Source organism: Caballeronia sp. INDeC2 (assembly GCF_023631325.1).
Taxonomy (GTDB): domain Bacteria; phylum Pseudomonadota; class Gammaproteobacteria; order Burkholderiales; family Burkholderiaceae; genus Caballeronia.
Map to the genome: position 1 here is coordinate 396,817 of NZ_JALQDG010000027.1, position 19,522 is coordinate 416,338.

17 protein-coding genes are annotated in these 19,522 nt (G+C 64.6%); 10 read left to right on the forward strand and 7 right to left on the reverse strand.

Annotated features, from left to right (window positions below; translation table 11 throughout):
• The first annotated feature begins 85 nt into the window (after nt 1-85).
• Nucleotides 86-1,045 carry an MBL fold metallo-hydrolase gene (locus NCS28_RS17410; RefSeq protein WP_250514986.1) on the forward strand — a complete coding sequence of 320 codons (960 nt, stop codon included), beginning with the start codon at nt 86-88 and terminating at the stop codon, nt 1,043-1,045.
• Between the two features lie 213 nt (nt 1,046-1,258).
• Here the strand turns inward: NCS28_RS17410 and NCS28_RS17415 are convergent, their stop codons facing one another.
• The 6 genes from NCS28_RS17415 to NCS28_RS17440 all read right to left on the reverse strand — a co-directional run bounded on the left by NCS28_RS17415 (nt 1,259) and on the right by NCS28_RS17440 (nt 7,158).
• Nucleotides 1,259-1,738, reverse strand: coding sequence for a hypothetical protein (locus NCS28_RS17415; RefSeq protein WP_250514987.1), 480 nt, complete (start codon nt 1,736-1,738; stop codon nt 1,259-1,261).
• 147 nt (nt 1,739-1,885) lie between these two features.
• The gene (locus NCS28_RS17420) at nt 1,886-2,395 is read right to left on the reverse strand and encodes a DinB family protein (RefSeq protein WP_250514988.1); all 510 of its coding nucleotides are present in this window, start codon (nt 2,393-2,395) and stop codon (nt 1,886-1,888) included.
• 55 nt (nt 2,396-2,450) lie between these two features.
• On the reverse strand, nt 2,451-3,314 hold the full coding sequence (locus tag NCS28_RS17425) for an alpha/beta fold hydrolase (protein WP_250514989.1): 864 nt from the start codon (nt 3,312-3,314) through the stop codon (nt 2,451-2,453).
• A gap of 397 nt (nt 3,315-3,711) precedes the next feature.
• A complete protein-coding gene (locus NCS28_RS17430; RefSeq protein ID WP_250514990.1) occupies nt 3,712-4,176 on the reverse strand; it encodes a hypothetical protein in 465 nt (154 codons plus the stop codon).
• A gap of 274 nt (nt 4,177-4,450) precedes the next feature.
• Nucleotides 4,451-5,278 (reverse strand): shikimate dehydrogenase family protein, encoded by an 828-nt coding sequence (locus NCS28_RS17435; RefSeq protein ID WP_250514991.1) that lies wholly within the window; start codon nt 5,276-5,278, stop codon nt 4,451-4,453.
• Between the two features lie 161 nt (nt 5,279-5,439).
• Nucleotides 5,440-7,158 (reverse strand): SulP family inorganic anion transporter, encoded by a 1,719-nt coding sequence (locus NCS28_RS17440; protein ID WP_250514992.1) that lies wholly within the window; start codon nt 7,156-7,158, stop codon nt 5,440-5,442.
• A gap of 253 nt (nt 7,159-7,411) precedes the next feature.
• Between NCS28_RS17440 and NCS28_RS17445 the strand changes: the two genes are divergently transcribed.
• The 6 genes from NCS28_RS17445 to NCS28_RS17470 all read left to right on the forward strand — a co-directional run bounded on the left by NCS28_RS17445 (nt 7,412) and on the right by NCS28_RS17470 (nt 15,331).
• Nucleotides 7,412-9,190, forward strand: coding sequence for an FAD-dependent oxidoreductase (locus NCS28_RS17445; RefSeq protein ID WP_250514993.1), 1,779 nt, complete (start codon nt 7,412-7,414; stop codon nt 9,188-9,190).
• Nucleotides 9,187-10,923: an FAD-dependent oxidoreductase gene (locus tag NCS28_RS17450; protein ID WP_250514994.1), complete on the forward strand. Its 1,737-nt coding sequence runs from the start codon at nt 9,187-9,189 to the stop codon at nt 10,921-10,923. Before NCS28_RS17445 ends, NCS28_RS17450 begins: the two co-directional genes overlap by 4 nt.
• Complete coding sequence (locus tag NCS28_RS17455) at nt 10,920-11,531, forward strand: NIPSNAP family protein (RefSeq protein WP_250514995.1); 612 nt, start codon at nt 10,920-10,922, stop codon at nt 11,529-11,531. The genes NCS28_RS17450 and NCS28_RS17455 overlap by 4 nt, the downstream gene beginning before the upstream one ends.
• Before the next feature lie 12 nt (nt 11,532-11,543).
• Nucleotides 11,544-12,368, forward strand: a complete 825-nt coding sequence (locus tag NCS28_RS17460) for a sugar phosphate isomerase/epimerase family protein (protein WP_250514996.1) — start codon at nt 11,544-11,546, stop codon at nt 12,366-12,368.
• Between the two features lie 72 nt (nt 12,369-12,440).
• Nucleotides 12,441-13,289, forward strand: a complete 849-nt coding sequence (locus NCS28_RS17465; RefSeq protein WP_250514997.1) for an IclR family transcriptional regulator — start codon at nt 12,441-12,443, stop codon at nt 13,287-13,289.
• Between the two features lie 584 nt (nt 13,290-13,873).
• Nucleotides 13,874-15,331 (forward strand): cytochrome P450, encoded by a 1,458-nt coding sequence (locus NCS28_RS17470; protein WP_250514998.1) that lies wholly within the window; start codon nt 13,874-13,876, stop codon nt 15,329-15,331.
• Between the two features lie 5 nt (nt 15,332-15,336).
• Here NCS28_RS17470 and NCS28_RS17475 read toward each other — a convergent pair whose 3' ends face one another.
• Complete coding sequence (locus tag NCS28_RS17475) at nt 15,337-15,975, reverse strand: helix-turn-helix domain-containing protein (protein WP_250514999.1); 639 nt, start codon at nt 15,973-15,975, stop codon at nt 15,337-15,339.
• 237 nt (nt 15,976-16,212) lie between these two features.
• Here NCS28_RS17475 and amaB point away from each other — a divergent pair, with 237 nt between their 5' ends.
• The 3 genes from amaB to NCS28_RS17490 all read left to right on the forward strand — a co-directional run bounded on the left by amaB (nt 16,213) and on the right by NCS28_RS17490 (nt 19,347).
• Nucleotides 16,213-17,712 carry an L-piperidine-6-carboxylate dehydrogenase gene (amaB, locus tag NCS28_RS17480; protein ID WP_250515000.1) on the forward strand — a complete coding sequence of 500 codons (1,500 nt, stop codon included), beginning with the start codon at nt 16,213-16,215 and terminating at the stop codon, nt 17,710-17,712.
• 7 nt (nt 17,713-17,719) lie between these two features.
• A complete protein-coding gene (locus NCS28_RS17485; protein WP_250515001.1) occupies nt 17,720-18,892 on the forward strand; it encodes an NAD(P)/FAD-dependent oxidoreductase in 1,173 nt (390 codons plus the stop codon).
• A gap of 263 nt (nt 18,893-19,155) precedes the next feature.
• Nucleotides 19,156-19,347 carry a hypothetical protein gene (locus tag NCS28_RS17490; RefSeq protein ID WP_250515002.1) on the forward strand — a complete coding sequence of 64 codons (192 nt, stop codon included), beginning with the start codon at nt 19,156-19,158 and terminating at the stop codon, nt 19,345-19,347.
• Nucleotides 19,348-19,522: the final 175 nt, after the last annotated feature.

Below are 19,522 nucleotides of genomic sequence, written 5' to 3' on the forward strand. Positions count from 1 at the left end.
ATAGCAAGCGCACTTGCTGTTGACAAAAAACAGCCTCACGCCGATCATCCACTCATCACCACGAGAATGGAAGCGAGACACGACCATGGCAAAAGCATTCGCATCGCAGGCCGATCTGGAAGAGAAGAAGATCACCTTCACGCAGCTCTCCGAGAACGCGTACGCGTACACGGCGGAGGGGGATCCGAACTCGGGCGTGATCGTCGGTGACGACGGCGTTCTCATCGTCGATACGACCGCCACGCCCGCAATGGCGCAGGATCTCATCGCGAAGATCCGCAGCGTCACCGACAAGCCGATCAAATACGTCGTGCTGTCGCATTACCACGCGGTGCGCGTGCTCGGTGCGTCGGCGTATTTCGCGGAAGGCGCGCAGCAGGTGATCGCGAGCCGCGGCACGTATGAAATGATCGTCGAGCGCGGCGAGCAGGACATGAAATCGGAGATCGAGCGCTTTCCGCGTCTCTTCGCCGGCGTCGAGACGGTGCCCGGGCTCACGTGGCCGACGCTCGTATTCGACAAGGAAATCAGCCTGTTCCTCGGCAAGCTCGAAGTGAAGATCGCGCATCTCGGCTCGGGCCATACAAAGGGCGACACTGTTGTCTGGCTGCCGTCGCAGAAGGTGCTGTTTTCCGGCGATCTGGTCGAGTACGACGCCGCCTGTTATTGCGGCGACGCGCAACTCGAGGAATGGCCCGCGACGCTCGAAGCGCTGCGCGCGCTGAAGGCGGAGAAGCTCGTGCCGGGCCGCGGTCCCGCGCTGCTTTCGCCGGCGGATGTCGACAAGGGTCTCGACTATACGAAGGATTTCGTCACGACGCTGTTGCAGGCGGGCCGCGAAGCCGTCGCCGACAAGCTCGATCTTAAGGGCGCGATGGCGCACACCCGCAAGTCGATGGACCCGAAGTTCGGCCACGTCTTCATCTACGAGCACTGCCTGCCGTTCGACGTGTCGCGCGCCTATGACGAGGCGAGCGGCATCAAGCATCCGCGAATCTGGACGGCCCAGCGCGACAAGGACATGTGGGCCGCCTTGCAGGACTGACGGTCATCCCTCGCGGCGCGCATTTCGAACGCGCCGCGCTTTCTTCTCTTCAGGCAAAAAGGCGCGCTCCAGACGCCGGGCCTTCCCGCGCGAGCCGTCTGCCGGGCAGGAGCGCGGCGGCGGGCTTCGCATTCATCAGCAGTATCGGCATCACGAGCGGCGCGGCGCTCCACGTTCGGTCTGCGCGGCGATCCGTCCTCAGACGAAAGGCGGTCACTGAGCCACGGCGGCGGCCATCGCCTTGAAGTTTTCGGGCGTGGCGAAAGCGAGATATTCGGCCTGCATTTCGGGCGTGAGGAATTCGAGCATCGTCGAGTTTTCGATCCAGAACTCGATTACGTGGAAAAAGTTGTCGCCTCGTGTGCAACGCACCGCGCGCCAGCCTTCGCGCTCGCCGATCGCGATGACCTCCTCGGCGCTCAACTTCGTCGCGATCGCCATGTGAAACGCGCTGTACTGCGGGCGCTTCAAAGTATCCGCACCGTAGCTGACGCTTTCCTCGTGGCCGCCGCCCGGGGTGATCACTTTGTCGCTCGGATAGACCTCGATGATGCTGCCGCGATCGTCGCCCGCGACCGCCATCCACGCATCGGGAAAAGGCGAGAAGGGCGCGGCGAAGCCGTCCCACAGTTCGGCGAGCACATGCGCGACGTGCTTCGGGTCGTTGGCGGGAATGGATGCGTGGAAGATCATCGCAATAGGCTCCGATGGAATGGAAGGAGGCTGCGCGGCGATCCTTTCATCTCGCGCGCCGGGGTGTCGATTCGCAGTGCTACGGTGTGCCGGGATTCTTCCAGAGTCTATTGTTATGAGTGTTTTCAAACGCGTCAGGACTCAGCGCTAATCCGACAAACGCTGATAAAAAAGCAGATCGAGTTCCGGCGCCTTGCCCGTCAACGCGGTGAGGAGCGCGTGCGCCTGCCCGCGATGGTGCGTCTGATGATTGAACCAGTGCGCGAGCGCGGGCATGAGCGGCTGCGTCATCACGTCGGGCGTCGATACGCGCTTGTAGCTGATGGCGCCGCCCAGCGCCTGCGGCGTGAGACCCGTCACGTAATCGACGATGCGCGCGTCTTCTTCGCGGCGCGCCGCTTCGAGCGCCGGGAGTGTGTCGAAGAGAATCGCGTCCAGCCGCTCGGGGGCCGCGCCTTCGCCGGTGAAGCGATGCATCCACACGCGGTCGGTCACGAGCAAATGGTTGAGCGTGCCGTGCACGGACTTGAAAAACGCGCCACGGTCGGCGCGATAGTCGGCGGCGGACAACGCGCGCGCCGCATCGTAGACGCGGGCGTTGGCCCATGCGTTGTAGCGCGCGAACATGTCGAAATGTGTTTTGAGCGGGTCTTGCATGGCGTTGATCTCCGGCTTTCGCGCTAAATTAAGCGACTACCAAAGATAGCATTCCCTAAGCTGCTGCAAACGCTGCGATGTCCGCCGTCAGCCGCGCGGCATCGCTGAGAAAAATGCCATGCGGCGCGCCTTCGTAGACGACGAGCCGCGCGTCCGGAATCAGGCGCGCCGTGCGTTGCGAGGTCAGTTCGAGCGGATTGGACACGTCGCGGTCGCCTTGCACGATGAGCGTCGGCACGTCGATGTCGCGCAGCTCGTCGCGAAAGTCGCCGTGGTTGACCGTTTCGTTGCACGCGAAGAGCGCCTGATGCGACGTGCGCAACGCCATTTCCCGGATCCAGTCGATCATCGCCTCCGATGCCCCCGGCCCGGCGAACGGCCGAGCATTGTCGGCGAGCCATTGCGGATAGTCGTTCATCAAGTCTTGCTGAAAGGCGTCGACGTACGCGCGCTCGATTCCGTCCGGATTGTCCGGCGTCTTCGCAAGCATCGGCAAGGTCGATGCGATCAACGCGAGCCGCGCGACGCGTCCGCTGCCGTGACGCGTCAGATAGCGCACCGCTTCCGCGCCGCCCATCGAATAGCCGACGAGCGTGACATCCGAAAGATCGAGCGCGTCGATGATGGCGCCGAGATCGTCCGCGAGCGTGTCGTAATCGTAGCCGCCGCCCGGATCGCTCGAACGTCCGTGGCCGCGCCTGTCGTACGCAATGCAGCGAAAGCCCTGGCGCGCGAGCGGCAGCATCTGATACGCCCACATGTCGCCCGGCAGCGAATAGCTGGGCACGAACACGATGGTCTTGCCGTTGCCGCGCGAGCCTTCGGGCCGCCAGTCGCGATAGAAAAGCTCGACGCCGCCGGCGGTCGCAACATAACCCGGGCGGGCGATTTCAGCGTGGAATCGATGATGTGCGGGCATGTCCGTCTCCTTGTCGATGATCGGTGTGATTGCATCGTCGCAGGAGGACGTGAGCCGGGCAATTACCCCGAAGGTAATAGGCCGCGTGCAAAAAGACGCCGCCTAAAGAGGCGGCGGGAGGGCGTCCGCGTGTGGGCTCGATGATCGAGAGCGGACGCTTGAGGAGACAGGACGACTGAACCCAGTATGGCAAAGCTCTGCGCCGCGCACAATCGCCGGCGCGAATCACTGCATTTCAGGATGGATCACGTGAATCGTTCGATATGCGAATGAATCGATCGGACCGTTGCGATTCTTAGGATTCAACTCAGGGCGACTGGGCGCCCGTGGTCGAGCGCGTCGCTGAGGCGTTGTCGGCGCTGTCGGCGCGACTCATTGGACGAGCCGCGCCGGACGATCAGCAGGCGTCGGCGCTCGTCAGCCTCGGATAGCCGGGCTGGCTGGAATCGATCGTCGTCACGCACGCGCCTTCGCCGAGGTCGAGCGTACTGTCGACATCGCGCTTCGATCCGTCTTTCATCTGCACGCTATAGCGATAAACCTTCGCGGTCTGCTCCGGAGTCCTCTGGAACAGGCTCGTCAGATCGAAGCTCAGTCCCGCGCCGCCGCCCACGCCATTCCAGCCGTTCCCGCCGATGCCGCCGCCGCCCACGCCGAGCGTCGGCCCGGAGGACGGCGTCGCGCCCGTCGGCACGGTGGTCAAGTATTGCTTGCCGACGACGCGGCCCGTCGCGAGCGTGCTGTCGGCCGGCAGCGGCGCCGATGCGCCCGGTCCCGTCGCGCACGCGGCGAGCGCGGCGAATGCGGCGGCCGCGAAGCACGTACGCGCCGCGCGTTGAATTCCTTCTCGATGCAGTTTCATTCCAGCCTCTTGCGTGCGCCTGCACGCGTTGATTGGCCCTCGAAGCGAGCGCGCGTCTCACGAGAAACGCGCGCTCGCGCCGGCGTGGCCGAAACGTCGCGCAAAAAAACGCCGCCCCGGAGAGGGCGGCGCTCGTCGGCGATTCGCTTCGAAAACCAGGAGGCCGGTGCGCGTCGCGAGGGACGCGAATGCGCGGCCGGAATGTTGAACGAACGCGCGCCGCGATTGAACCAGATTCCTCCGATTCATGGCGCGGCGGATATGTCTTGCGTCGTCAGTCCTTCAACAGATACGCGACGATCGCGTCGCACACGCGGCCGAACATCTGCGTGCCGGTGACGGTCGTGCAGCCGCGCGCGCGGGCTGCTTCGATGAACGGCGTGAGCGGCGGCTTCGTCACCACGTCGCCGACGAAGGTCGTCGGAGGCAGGCGCGAGACGTCGATCGGCAGTGCATCGCCGGGACGCATGCCAGCCGGCGACGCGTTCACGATGAGGTCGTAGCTTTCGGCGGGCGCATCGTCGGCGACGCTCACCCCGCCCCGGCCCAGCGCGGCGAGGCGGGAGGCGAGGGCGCCGGTGCGTGCGGCATCGAAATCACGGATCGCGAGCGATGCGACGCCCGCTTCGACGAGCGCATGGCCGATCGCCGAGCCCGCGCCGCCCGCGCCGATGAGCAGCGCGCGCTTGTTCTTCGGCTCGCAACCCGCGTCTCTCAACGCCGCGACCATGCCGATGCCGTCCGATGCGCCGCCGTGCCAGGTGCCGTCGGCGTTGCGTTTAAGCATGTTGACCGCGCCGAGAAACGCGCCTTCGTCAGTGAGCGACTTGCAAAACGCCGTCGCGCTGAACTTGTGCGGCACGGTGACGATGAGGCCGTCGCAGTTCTGCAAGGGCGCGATGCCCGCGAAGAACGCGCCGAGGTCGTCGGGCGCGACATGCGCCGGAATCACGATCGCGTCGCGGCCCGCCGCTCGCAGCGCCGCTGTCACGCCGGAAGGCGAGCGCACCTGCGCGATCGGATCGCCGACGATGAAATAGACGCGCGTCGCGCCGCTCAAGCCCGCATCGAGCGATGCGGAAAAAGAAGTGTCCTGCGCCATGCTTCGATTGTCTCCTGACGGTTTCGAGAATCCTAATTGAAATTGGAATTGTGTTCAAGAATTCGTTTTTTCAATTAAGAGGCAACTAACGGTCATGGATTCGACCGACCTTCGACAAGACAAAGGCAGTTCGGCAAGCATACGGCCGAGCGCGCCCTCTCTCACAACGCGTTCGGCTCGTGCGCACCCGCATTCACGCCAGCCGCCGCGAGCGCCTGATGCAACGTATCGAACACCTTCGACGCCCCAAGCACTTGCGTGAGCCCGTGCCGATCCATGTCGTTGCGCAAGAACCGGTTCACGCGACCGAAAATCACTGCGACGCCGCGTGTGCGCAGCGTTTCGATCAGCTCGCCGATCGTGCGGGCCGCCGAGTAATCGAGATCGGTGATCGCGCCAGCATCGACGACGAGATGACGCAATTCGCCGGATGCCGTATCGACGAGCTTTGTCACTTCCGACGCGAAAAAATGATCGTTCGCGTAAAACAAATCGGCGCCGAAGCGATAGACGATCAGATGCGGCGTGGTCATCGCGCCGGGTTTCGTCGGCATGAACTGCCAGGGTTTTCCGGGCGCGACGGGCGTGAGCACCATCGTGTGCGGATGATAGCTGTGGCGCACGTGCCGCATCAGCGAGAGCGCGACGGCGAGCAGAATGCCGTGCTCGACGCCCGCGATCACCACCGCGCCTGCCGTGATGAGCGCGAGCGCGAATTCGCCGGGGCTCTCGGCGCGGATGTCCTTGAGGCTTCGCACGTTGATGAGGCCGATCGCGATCGTGAACACGATGCCCGCCAGCACGCAGTGCGGCAGATAGCGCAGATAGCTGCTCAGAAACAACAAAACCACGGCGACGACCGCGGCGAAGACGAGCTGTCCGAACTGGCTGCGGGTGCCGGCGCGCTCGGCCATCGCGGTCTGCGTCGGGCTGCCGTTGACGACGAAGGTACCGCTCACCGCCGCCGCCGCGTTCGCTGCGGCGAGGCCGAGAATGTCGCTGTTGGTATCGACATCCTCGTGATATTGCTGCGCGAACACGCGCGCCGCGGCCGCGCTCTGCGCGATGATCATCACGAAGCACGAGGCCGCGACCGGCACGAGATCGAGCGACTGCTGCCATGTCACATCGGGAAAGCGAAGGGCGGGCAAGCCGCCGTCGATCGGACCGAGCACCGAAATCCCGCGCGCGGCGAAATCGAAAACACGGCTCGCGACGATGCTGCCGATCACCGCGACGAGCGGAATCGGCAAACGAGGCGCGAGGCGCTTGCAGCCGAGAATCGCCGCGATCACGACGAGCGCGAGCACGAGCGTTGGCCCATGCGCGTGCGTGACATGCCCGATCACGTAGACGAGTTGCGCAAGGCTGCGCGAGGACGGATACGGCACCGTCATGCCGAAGAGGTCGCCGAGCATCGCGATGGACACCTGCACGCCGACGCCCGCGAGAAAGCCCGTCAGCACCGTGCGCGACAGAAAATCGGCGAGAAAGCCGAGCTTGAAGAGGCGCGCGAGCAGCAGGAGCGCGGCGGTCTGCAGCGCGACCATGCTCGCGAGCGCGACGTATTCCGGACTGCCCGCCGCGGCCATCGACGAGAGTCTGCTTGCGAAGATCGTGGCCGTCGCGGAATCGGCGGCGACCACGAGATGCCGCGATGCACCGAAGAGCGCGAACGCGAAGAGCGGCAAGAACGCGGTGTAGAGGCCCGTCACGGCGGGCATGCCGGCGATGCGCGCGTAGCCGAGCACCTGCGGAATGTCCATCGACGCGAGCGAGATGCCGGCGAGCGCGTCGCGCAATGCGGCGGCGCGGTCGAGCGGAAGGATGGCTTTGAGCAGCTTCGTGGTCGCCGCGGGCGTTCGGGTTGTGTCTTGCATGCGAGGCACCGTGTCCTGAAGAAGCGAATCGTGCCCCAAGGATGGTGCGGTGCCAAGGCCCGCCTCCGCTATCGGTAGACCGCTAACCGGGCGAGCGCGGGATTGGCCGGGATGCATATCGTTCCCGTCGTCTCAAAAACAGCTTGGCTTCGTCGGCATTTATGGAATAGCATTCCAATATCAAAGCAAGTTCTAAAAATGCGTGTTTGGAATCGTCGGAGGAACAGCGATTCGTGACGCGAGGAGCGAACGAATGGTGGAGACACTGGACAGTTTGGGACCGAACGAAACGGTCGATGTAGTCGTGATCGGCGCGGGTGGCGCAGGCATGTCGGCGGCCTTATTCGCGGCCATCGACGGCGCGCGCGTGTTGCTCGTCGAGAGCACGGAATACGTCGGCGGCACGACGGCCTTCTCGGCCGGAACGACGTGGATTCCTGCGTCGATGCACGCGGCGAGCGTCAATCGCGACGATACATCCGCGAACGCCGAAGGCTTTTTGAACCGCGCGGTCGGCGGCCACAGCAGCGCCGCGATGCGGCGCGCGTTTCTCGATGCCGGCCCGAAAGCGGTCGCGCATATCGAAGCGAACTCCGACGTGAAATATCGCGCGCGCCCGTTTCATCCGGACTATTTGTCCGAACTCGAAGGCTCGACGCTGCGTGGGCGCGCGCTGGAGCCGCTGCCCTTCGACGGCCGCAAGCTCGGCCGCGCGTTTTCGCTGATCCGGCCGCCGATTCCCGAATTCACCGCGCTCGGCGGCATGATGGTCGACCGCGACGACGTCGGCCATCTGCTCAACATGACCAGGTCGTTCGCGTCGTTCAGACATTCGGCGAAACTGCTCGCACGTCACGCGCGCGATCGTATGAGCGCGCCGCGCGGTACGCGGCTCGTGATGGGCAACGCGCTTATCGGACGATTGCTCTATTCGTTGCTCGAGCGTGGCGTCACGGTGCTGACGAGCACGAAAGTCGATGCGTTGCATAGCGGCCCGAACGGCATCGAAGCCGTGACGCTGAGCCACGTCAACGAGCGGCGTCGCATCGAGGTGAAAGGCGGCGTGATTCTCGCGAGCGGCGGTTTCAACCGTCATCCGGCGCGTCGCGGCGAGATGCTGCCGGGGGCCGATCCGACGTGGTGCCCAGGCGCGCCCGGGCACACCGGCGGCGCGCAGGATCTCGCGCTGGCCGTGGGCGCGCGCTTCGGCGAGGGTGCATTGTCGAACGCATTCTGGGCGCCAGTTTCCGTGCGCAAACGCGCCGATGGCACTACCGCCGTGTTCCCGCACTTCATGATGGATCGCGGCAAGCCGGGCATGATCACGGTCGACAAGACGGGCAGGCGCTTCCTGAACGAAAACACGTCGTATCACCTGTTCGGCATCGCGATGCAGAAAGCGAACGAGATCAGGCCTTCGGTGCCCGCGTATCTCGTGACCGACTCCGAAGGATTGCGCAAGTACGGGCTCGGCATGGTGCGTCCGGGCGGCAAGGGACTCGCGCCGTTTCTCGCCGATGGATATCTCGTCGAAGGAAAAACGCTCGATGAACTGGCGACGAAGCTAGGCATCGACCAGGCCGGCCTCGCCAATAGCGTCGCGCGCAACAATCGCTATGCGCAGAGCGGCGTCGACGCCGATTTTCAGCGCGGCACGACGGACTACCAAAACGCCAATGGCGACGCCAACTGGAACGGCCCGAACAAGTGCCTCGGTCCGATCGGTCAGGCGCCGTTCTATGCGGTGCGGCTCTATCCCGGCGATATCGGCGCGGCGACCGGTCTCGTCACCGACACGCACGCGCGCGTGCTCGATCGCGACGATCAGCCGATCCGCGGCCTCTACGCCTGCGGCAACGACATGCAATCGGTGATGGGCGGCGTCTATCCCGGGCCTGGCATCACGCTCGGCCCGGGTCTCGCGTTCGGCTATCTGGCGGCGCGGCATGCGGTGGCGCGCAGCACGACATCTCGCGAAACGCTGGCGCCGACGCTGCCCGTCGAACGTCGAACGCCCGAGCACGCCAAATGAAGCCCGAGCCGATTCTCGAATGCGACGTCCTCGTGCTGGGCTCCGGCGCGGGCGGCTTGTCGACGGCCGTCACCGCGGCGACGCAGGGTCTGTCCGTGCTCGTCTGCGAGAAGGAGGACGTGTTCGGCGGCACGACCGCGTGGTCGGGCGGCTGGATGTGGATTCCGCGCAATCCGCTCGCGGCGCGCGCGGGCATCGTCGAAGATGAAAGCGTGCCGCGCACGTATCTGAAGAGCGAGCTGGGCGCGCATTTCGACGCCGCGAAGGCCGATGCGCTCATCGAACACGGCCCGCGCATGGTCGAATTCTTCGAACGCAATACGTCGATGCGTTTCATCGATGGCAACCGCATTCCCGATTTCCACACGACGCAAGGCGCGGCCACGGGCGGGCGCTCGGTTTGCGCGATGCCGTTCGACGGCCGCGAGCTCGGCCCGCTGATCGACAAGTTGCGTGCGCCGCTGGCCGAAGTGACGATCAAGGGCATGGCGATCGCATCGGGCCAAGACCTCGCGCATTTTCTGAACGCGACGCGCAGCGCGAACTCGGCGTGGCACGTGACGAAGCGCTTCGCCGCGTTCGCTTGGCACATGCTGCGTTACCGGCGTTCGATGCATCTCGTGAACGGCAATGCGCTCGTCGCGCGTCTGTTGAAGTCGGCGTCGGATCGCGGTGTCGATCTGCGCACGCGGGCGCGCGCGGTGTCGCTCGTGCGCGACGGGAATCGCGTGACGGGTGCGCGCGTCGAGATCGACGGCACGCTGCACGACGTGCGCGCGCGGCGCGGCGTCGTGCTTGCGTGCGGCGGTTATCCGCACGACGCGAAGCGTCAGGCCGAGACGTTTCCGTACACGCCGCACTGGTCGGCGGCGCCGAAGAGTAATACCGGCGATGGCATTCGACTCGGCGAGGCGGCCGGCGCGCAGTTCGATGCTTCGCTCGAAGCGCCCGCCGCATGGGCGCCGGTGTCGCTCGTGCCGACGACCAAGGGCGATGCAGCCGCGTTCCCGCATCTCATCGAGCGCGCAAAGCCGGGCCTGATCGCGGTCACACGCGCGGGCAGGCGCTTCACGAACGAGGCGTCGTCGTATTACGACTTCATCTCCGCGCTCCTCGGCACGACGCCGCCGGGCGAGGAAGCGTGCGCATGGCTCGTCTGCGATCATCGGTTTCAGCGCAGATACGGCCTCGGCTTCGCGAAGCCGTTTCCGTTTCCGCTCGGCCCGTACGAACGCTCGGGCTATCTGCAATCCGCGCCGACGCTCGAGGCGCTCGCAAGGCAATGCGGCATCGATGCACGCGGTCTCGCCGATACCGTCGCTACGTACAACGGCTACGCGAAAGACGGCTTCGATCCGCAATTTCACAAAGGCTCGACGCCGTACAACCGCGTGCAGGGCGACGCATCGCACAAGCCGAATCCGTGTCTCGCGCCGATCGCCGGCGGCCCGTTCCATGCGGTGAAAATCGTGCCGGGCAGCCTCGGCACCTTCGCCGGTTTGTCGACGGATGCGCGCTCGCGCGTGCTCGACGCATCGCGCGCGCCGATTCGCGGCCTTTACGCCGTCGGCAACGACGCCGCGAGCATGATGGGCGGCCACTATCCCGCGGGCGGCATCACGCTCGGCCCCGCGATGACCTTCGGCTATCTCGCGGGTCTCGAACTCGCCGAACCGGCGCGCGAAGACATCGTGAATCTCTCCAACTTCAAACAGGCAAGGACGCTGCAATGACTCTGTACGACGCGGTTACGTTGACGGTGAAGATCGGCGCGAACGCGCAGGTCTTCGAGAACATCAAAAATAGCGGCGACGCGCCCGGCTCGAAGCTGCTCGGCTGCTGGTATTCGGACATCGGCGCGCTTGGCAAGGTCATGGTGCTGCGCGGCTTCGAATCGGAAGCGGCGTTGATCGGGGAACGCCAGCGCCTGCTGCTCGAAGGCAATCCGTTCGGCTGCGGCGAATTCATCACCGATGTCGACGTGACCAGCTATGCGCTCTTTCCGTTTCTGCCGCCGATCGAACCGGCCGTGCACGGCGGCATCTACGAGATGCGCGTGTACGGCACGAAGCTCGCGAGCCTGCAACATACGATCGATGCATGGAAGAACGCCGTGCCGGAGCGCACGACGCGCTCGCCGCTGATCGGCGCGATGTACGCGCTCGACGGCACCGTGCCGCGTTTTCTGAACATCTGGCCGTACAAAACTGTCGACGAGCGTTCGCGCATCCGCGCGGAAGCCGTGAAGGACGGCATCTGGCCGCCGAAGGGCGGACCGGCCCATCTGACCACGATGGAATCGACCATCTACATGCCCGCGCCGTTCTCGCCGCTGCGCTAACCGGAGACCTCGATGTCACGACGCAAGCTGTCTCTCTCCGCGCTGACGGTCCTCGAATTGACGCCGCCGCAAATGGTCGAGTGCGCGGCGCGGGCGGGCTACGATTTCGTCGGCCTGCGGCTTTTGCCGGCGACCGATACCGAGGTGCGCCATGAGATCGTCGGCGCGACGCCTTTGCGGCGCGAAACGCTCGCGGCGTTGAAGGACACCGGGATCGGCGTGCTCGATGCCGAAATCCTGCGTCTGAAGCCCGACACGAACGTCGCCGATTACGAGCCGATGCTCGAAACCGCCGCGGCACTCGGGGCGCGCTACGTGCTTGTCGCGGGCAACGATCCCGACGAGGCGCGCACTGCCGACCGGCTCGCGGCGCTCTGCGATCTCGCGAAACCGTATGGCTTGTCGCCGTCGCTCGAACCGATGCCCTGGACCGACGCCAAGGATATCGTGCAGGGCGCACGTATCGTGAGGGCGGCAGGGCGCGCGAACACGGGCCTGATCGTCGATCCGATTCATTTCGACCGCGCGGGATCGTCGACGCAAACGCTGCGCGAGCTGCCACGCGAATGGTTCGGCTACGTGCAGTTCTGCGATGCGCCTGCCGAGCGTCCGGCCGATCTCGACACGCTGCTTTATCAGGCGCGCGCCGAGCGCATGATTCCTGGCGAGGGCGGACTCGATCTCGCGGGCATCCTGCGCGCGTTGCCGGATGGCTTGCCGCTGTCCATCGAAGTGCCGATGAACGAATGGGCGAAAACTGCCGACGCGCTGACTCGTGCGAAGCGTCTGCGTGAAGCGACGCTCGCGGTGCTTCAGGAGGTCTACGCCGAACATTGAGATGCACCGGTTGAATTCCGAGGTGGAATCGTGTTCTACTCATGCCGCATCGGAACTTCGAGAGACTGAGAGATGGCGGGAAATCTGGAGCGGGCGTTGTCGATCATCGAGTTGCTCGCGAAAAACGGCGGGCGGATGCAGCTCGCCGCCATCGCCGATACGCTCAACATTCCGCGCAGCGGCACGCACCGGCTGCTCGCGATGCTGATCGACGAAGGGTATGTGCGGCAGGACGAGGATCACGGCGAGTACATGCTCGCGCTGAAACTCGTGTCGCTCGCGCTCATTTATCTGTCGACGGGCGGCGTGCTCGATGTCTCGCAACCGGTGCTCGACCGGCTCGCGGCGCAATCGGGGGAGCTGGCGCGGCTGGGCGTGGTCGAGGACGATCACATCACGTTCGTCGGCAAGGCGCAGGGGGCGAAATCCGGCCTGCGCTACGACCCGGACATGGGTAGCCAGCCGCCTTTGCATTGCACGGCGAGCGGGCAGGCGTGGCTGTCGTCGCTCACGGACGAGGAAGCGCTCGAACTCGTATCGAAGCAGGGCGGTCTGGGCAAGCCGGGCGCGGGCGGTCCGAAGGCGCCCAAGACGATTCAGCAATTTCTCGCGGATCTGCAGGCGGCGCGCGAGCGTGGTTATGGAATCGCGAGCGAGACCTACGAGGCCGGCATGACGTCGATGGCCGCGCCGATTCATCATCCGGTGACGGGTGTCGTCGTGGGCGTCGTGAGTCTCGCCGGCCCGACGAGCCGTTTGCCCGACGCGCGGCTGAAGGAGCTCGCGCCTGCGCTGCTGGAAGCGGCATCGGACATGGGCGCGGCGACGTTGAGTTCGCCTTATTTCAAGCGGCCGGCGGTGAAGGCGGAGGAAGCGGCTGCGGTGGGGAAGGTGAAAAAGAAGAGCGTGAACACGATCTGATGCCGCGCGCAATCGGCCGAACGGACGAGGTGACGGGCGGGAAACGCCTGCGTTAGCATCGTTTTCATCATGAAACAAGACATTGGAATGCTTGTCGTGTCCGAATACGCTACGGTCGAAGAAGCGGAAGCTCATGACCAGTGCAAAGTCGAAGAGATCATCACGGAAGCAGAGAAACGTCACAAGTCGAGGGCCGCTTGATGTTTCAAGTCGTATGGACCCAAACCGCGCGCCTCGACCTCCTGCAGATCCTCCGCTACATCGTCGAACGCAGTCCCGCCTGCCGCACGCACGATCAAGAGCGCGATTGAAGGAGCACCGCGGTCCGCCGCCATCGCACCCTGTCTGTATGGCAATGGTCGTATTCCGGCGACTCGTGAGATCTTCGTACATCCCAATGACATCGTCGTCTACGCGGCAATGACAGACCGCGTCGAAGTGCTGAATGTGCTGCATGCAAGACAGTGCTATCCGTTCGAATGAGTGACCGTTGCAGTGCGACGGCATTTGACGCCGGCGGATAAGGCACAGCCGGCTCGCTCCTGCACTATCCTGCACAGATCAAGCCCCCTGCGAGGCCGATCATGAACGCAGCGTCTGTCGAAGCGCCCCTGCGCGAAATCGACGATTTACCATCGCCGCGCGGCCTGCCGCTGCTCGGCAACCTGCATCAATTGCCGCCCGCGACGCACCATCTGACGCTCGAACGCTGGGCCGCCGAACTCGGCACGCCCTACGTGTTCCGCTTCGCCACGACGCCCGTCACGGTCTGGAACGACATTGAACTCTCCCATGCCGTGATGCGCGAGCGGCCGCATCGTTACCGCCGCTATGCGCCCATCGAAAATGTCCTGAAAGAATTCGGCTGCAACGGGCTCTTTTCGATCGAGGGCGCGGCCTGGGAGCCGCAGCGCCGCCTTGTGATGCAGGCGCTGTCGATCCCGCATATCAAGGCGTTCTACCCAACGCTCGCCACGATCACCGAGCGGCTGCGGCGGCGCTGGGAAGCCGCGGCGCGCGCGGGGCGCGTGGTCGACATGACCGAGGATCTGAAGCGCTTCACCGTCGACGCGACGAGCGCGCTCGCATTCGGCGAAGATCCGAACACGCTGGAGAACGAGCGCGTGCTGATCCAGGAGCAATTGGCGATGCTGCTGCCGATGCTGATGACGCGCGTGAACGCACCCTTCGCCTATTGGCATTACGTGAAGTTTCCGCGCGACCGCAAGTTCGATGAAGCGATGATCGACGTCCATCGGCATATCCGCGAGTTGATGGCGCGCGCACGCGTCCGCATGCGCGACGAAGCCGCTGTCGAAGCGTGCGAGACGCCGCTTGGCGAGACGGCCCGCGCGCCACGCAATCTGCTCGAAGCGATGCTCACGCTGCGCGATGCGCCCGGCTCCGGCATCACCGACGATGAAGTCGCCGCCAACGTGCTGACCATGCTCGTCGCGGGCGAGGAGACCACGGCGACGTCGATCGCGTGGGCGCTGCTATTTCTCGGCACCGACGATGCATTGCAGGCGCGCGTCGCCGCACACGCACGGCGCGTGCTCGACGGCTCGGCCGTGTGCCCGAGCTATGCCGCGATGCGCGAGCTCGACCTGTGCGAAGCGGTGTGCACGGAAGCGAGCCGTCTGCATCCGGTCGCGCCGTATCTGTCGTTCGAGCCGCTCGAGGATGTGCGGCTGCAAGGCGTGCGATTGCCCGCCGGGACGAAGATGTTCATGCTGCATCGCCCCGCGATGATGGACCCGAACAATTACGCCAATCCCGAAAGCTACAACCCCGGCCGATGGCTACACGCAAGCGCTGCATCGGAGCGCGGCGCGCATGAACCGCGTGCCTATCTGCAATTCGGCGCGGGGCCGCGCGTGTGCCCGGGGCGGCACCTGGCGGCGGTGGAGATGCGGCTCGTCGTGTCGATGCTCACGGCGAACTTCACCGCGCAACTCGCGACGAACCCCGCCGATATCCACGAAGTCTGCACCTTTACCGCCGTGCCGAGCGAAATGCCGATGCGTCTCGCGCTGCGATAGTGGCGCTAACCGGCGTCCACTGCATCGGCGGTGGAAGACGATGTCGGCACGCCGCCGCCCGTCGCCATCCACAGCACTTCGGCGTCTTCCTCGCTCGTCGAAATGGCCGCGTGGCCGGTGCGGCTGTCGAAGTAGATGCTGTCGCCGGCGTTCAGATGCGTCGGCGCATAGAGTTCGGAGTAGAGGCACACGCTGCCGCTGATCACGTAAAGAAATTCTTCGCCCTCGTGACGGCCCCAGTCGTCGAACGCATCGAGCGTGTGGGCCGAGATGCGGATCCGAAACGGCAGCATCGCCTTGTGCGCGAGCTCGGTGGCGAGCAGTTCCATCTGATAGCCGCGATACGCGTGGCGCTGTCCTTCGTCACGGCGCGTGAGCGCACGCCGGCCGCTCGCGTTCGGCGCGGGCGATGTGCCGAACAGTTCGGCGAGATCGATCTGCAGGCCACGCACGATTTTTTGCAGCACGTCGAAAGTCGGCGACATCAGCCCGTTTTCGATTTTCGACAACGCCGAGCGCGATACGCCACACAACCGGCTCGCGGTTTCGAGCGTCAGATCATGCGCGAGCCGCGCGCGCTTCACCCGGCGTCCGAGATCGGATGCGGTTTGTTCGGTCAGATTTTTCAGACTGGGACTGGGCATAGGAGGAGCGGTTTTGTTTCCGATCATAACATCGGGCAAGCGTGGGCCGCGCTGTCCTCGCAAGCCGGAAAACAAGCCGAATCTACCGCCGCAAAAGGCCGTGCGCATTGGTGACAACCCCGATATTGTCCGCTGTTGTGAGCGGCGACGGCAGCGCGTATAGTGGCCGGACCTGCGAAAGTTTCTTATCAGAAACTTCGCCTCGAAGAACGGACCCGCTTCAAAAGGACTCCCATCGTGAACGCACAATCGATTCTTTCCGACCTCGGCATCGCGAGCCTCGTCACCGATGGCGACCTCGCCGTCACTTCACCGGTCACGGGCGAAGTCATCGGCCGGGTGAAACAGAACACCACCGCCGACGTCGATGCCGCCCTCGGCGCCGCGCGCAGCGCGTTTGCCGCGTGGCGCAATGTGCCCGCACCGCGACGCGGCGAGCTCGTGCGCTTGCTCGGAAACCGCCTGCGCGAGAAGAAGGAGGCGCTCGGCCGCCTCGTGTCGCTCGAAGCGGGCAAGATTCTCCAGGAAGGCTTGGGCGAAGTGCAGGAAATGATCGACATCTGCGATTTCGCCGTCGGTCTGTCGCGCCAGTTGTACGGCCTGACGATCGCGTCGGAGCGCCCCGGCCATCGCATGGCGGAGACGTGGCATCCGTTCGGCGTGTGCACGATCATCTCGGCGTTCAATTTTCCGGTCGCGGTGTGGTCGTGGAACGCCGCGCTCGCGCTCGTGTGCGGTAACGCGGTCGTGTGGAAGCCGTCCGAGAAGACGCCGCTCACCGCGCTCGCCGTCGATCGCATTCTGCGCGACGCGATCGACGAATTCGGCTCCGCGCCCGCGGGCCTCGCGTCGGTGATCATCGGCGGACGCGATGTCGGCGCGGCGCTCGTCGCGGACAAGCGCTCCGATATCGTCAGCGCGACGGGCAGCACGGAAATGGGCCGCAAGGTCGGCGTCGCGGTGGCGGAGCGTTTCGGCCGCTCGATTCTCGAACTGGGCGGCAACAACGCGGGCATCGTCTCGCAGACCGCCAATCGCGATCTCGCGCTGCGCGGCATCCTGTTCTCCGCGGTCGGCACGGCGGGGCAGCGCTGCACGTCGCTGCGGCGTCTCTTCGTGCATGACAGCATTTACGACGAAACCGTCGCGCGCCTGAAGGATCTGTACGCGAAGGTGCCCGTCGGCAATCCGCTGGAGCAAGGCGTGCTGATGGGGCCGCTCATCGACGTGCAGGCGTTCGCGCGCATGCAGGACGCGCTCGAACAGGCGAAGGGCGAGGGCGGCAAGGTCTTCGGCGGCGAGCGCGTCACCGTGAAGGGCCAGGAAAACGGCTACTACGTGCGCCCCGCGCTCGTCGAAATGCCGTCGCAGACGGATGTCGTGCTGAAGGAAACCTTCGCGCCGATTCTCTACGTGATGCGCTATTCCGACTTCGATGAAGCCATCGCCGCGAACAACGCCGCCGCGCATGGCTTGTCGTCGTGCGCGTTCACGACCGATCTGCGCGAGGCCGAGCGCTTCCTGTCCGCATCGGGCAGCGACTGCGGCATCGCCAACGTGAACATCGGGCCGAGCGGCGCGGAGATCGGCGGCGCATTCGGCGGCGAGAAGGAAACCGGCGGCGGCCGCGAATCGGGCTCGGATGCGTGGAAGGCCTACATGCGCCGCGCGACCAACACGATCAATTATTCGTCGGAATTGCCGCTGGCGCAGGGCATCGACTTCAATCTGAGCTGAGGGCGACGTGACTTCCAGCGTTGTCATCGCAGGCGGCGGGGTGATCGGCAGTTCGGTCGCGTATTTCTTGCGCGCATCGGACCCAACGGTGCAGGTCACGGTGATCGAGCGCGATCCGACTTACGCGCGCTCGTCGTCGGCGCTCTCGGCGGCGTCGATCCGCCAGCAGTTCTCGACGCCGCTTTCGGTGCGTATGTCGCTCTTCGGCATTGAGTTCCTGCGCTCGATCGGCGAGCGGCTCGAAGTGAACGGTGAGCGTCCGTCGATCGATCTGCACGAAGGTGGCTATCTTTTCCTCGCGACGGCGGCGGGCGTTGCGACGCTGGGCGAGAACCACGCACTGCAACGCGCGCTCGGCGCCGACATCAGCCTGCTCGATCCCGCGCAACTGCGCGCGCGCTTTCCGTGGCTCAACACGGACGATCTCGCCGCGGGCACGTTCGGCGAAAGCGGCGAAGGCTGGTTCGATGGCTACGGTCTCGTGCGGGCGCTGCGGCGCAAGGCGCAATCGCTCGGCGCGCGCTATGTGACGACGGAAGTCGTCGGCATCGAACGCGAAGGACGGCGCGCGACGGCCGTGCGCGCGGCCAACGGCGAAACGTACGCGTGCGATGTCGTCGTGAACGCGGCGGGCGCGTGGTCGCGGGCGATTGCAGCCATGCTCGGCATCGACATTCCGGTGTATGCGCGGCGGCGCAGCATCTTCAACGTGTCGTCGCCGGCGAAGCTCGAACGCGCGCCGTTGCTGATCGATCCGACGGGCGTCTATTTCCGTCCGGAAGGGCGCACGTATATCTGCGGTACGTCGCCCGCGGCGGACAACGATCCCGACGATCTGCCGCTCGACGAAGTCGATCATGCACTTTTCGACGACGTGATCTGGCCGACGCTCGCGCATCGCGTGCCGGGGTTCGAGGCGCTGCGCGTGGAACGCTGCTGGTCGGGGTATTACGAATACAACGTGCTCGACCAGAACGCGATCATCGGCTATCACCCGGATGTGGAGAATTGCATTTTCGCCAACGGATTCAGCGGACACGGCCTGCAGCAAGGCCCGGCGACGGGACGCGGCGTGAGCGAATTGATTTTGCGCGGACGCTACGAGACGTTGGATTTATCGCCGCTCGATTGGACGCGCGTTCTCGAAGGACGGCCGATCGTCGAAAAAAATGTCGTATAACTGATAGAGGACTGGAGAACACTGCTTTCCATAACCGATCGTTTAAGTGCCCGGTCATTCGCACCGGGCATTTTTTTAGCTACGGAAATAGACGGGCGGATTGACACTTACGCGGTTATGCGTTTCGAACGGGCATTCTTATCATCATCCGCATGCCGGCGCGCGAAGTCCATCAACGTAATCCACTAGGGCCAGCCGCTCCGGAGAAGCGCATTCTGGAACCGTTGAAACTTTTTCCGCGCTTAATAGAAAGGAGACTAAACATGGAAGCGAATACGAGCGCGCATTTCTATGCCTGGATCGACGACGGCGAGCTGCCGCCGGACACGAGCGTTCCTGTGTCACATCGTTCCAGTCAGGTATCGGGGGCACCCGAATATGTCGCCGAGATATGCGGACGTTTTGGAAAGACGGAAGAGGAAAAAAATTCCTGCGTGATTCGCGGATATAACTGACGAACTTAATGCAGTGTGTTGCGCGTGTGACACGGTTTGTCACGTCGTGCATTTAAAGCGCGTGCAAAATGCGCAGCCACGATTCATGACGCCATTTCATGAACGCATAATGCCGGTTGACTAAGCCGGCATTACAAATTCTGTGTGCGTTGCCAAACGGAATTCAACGTCGATT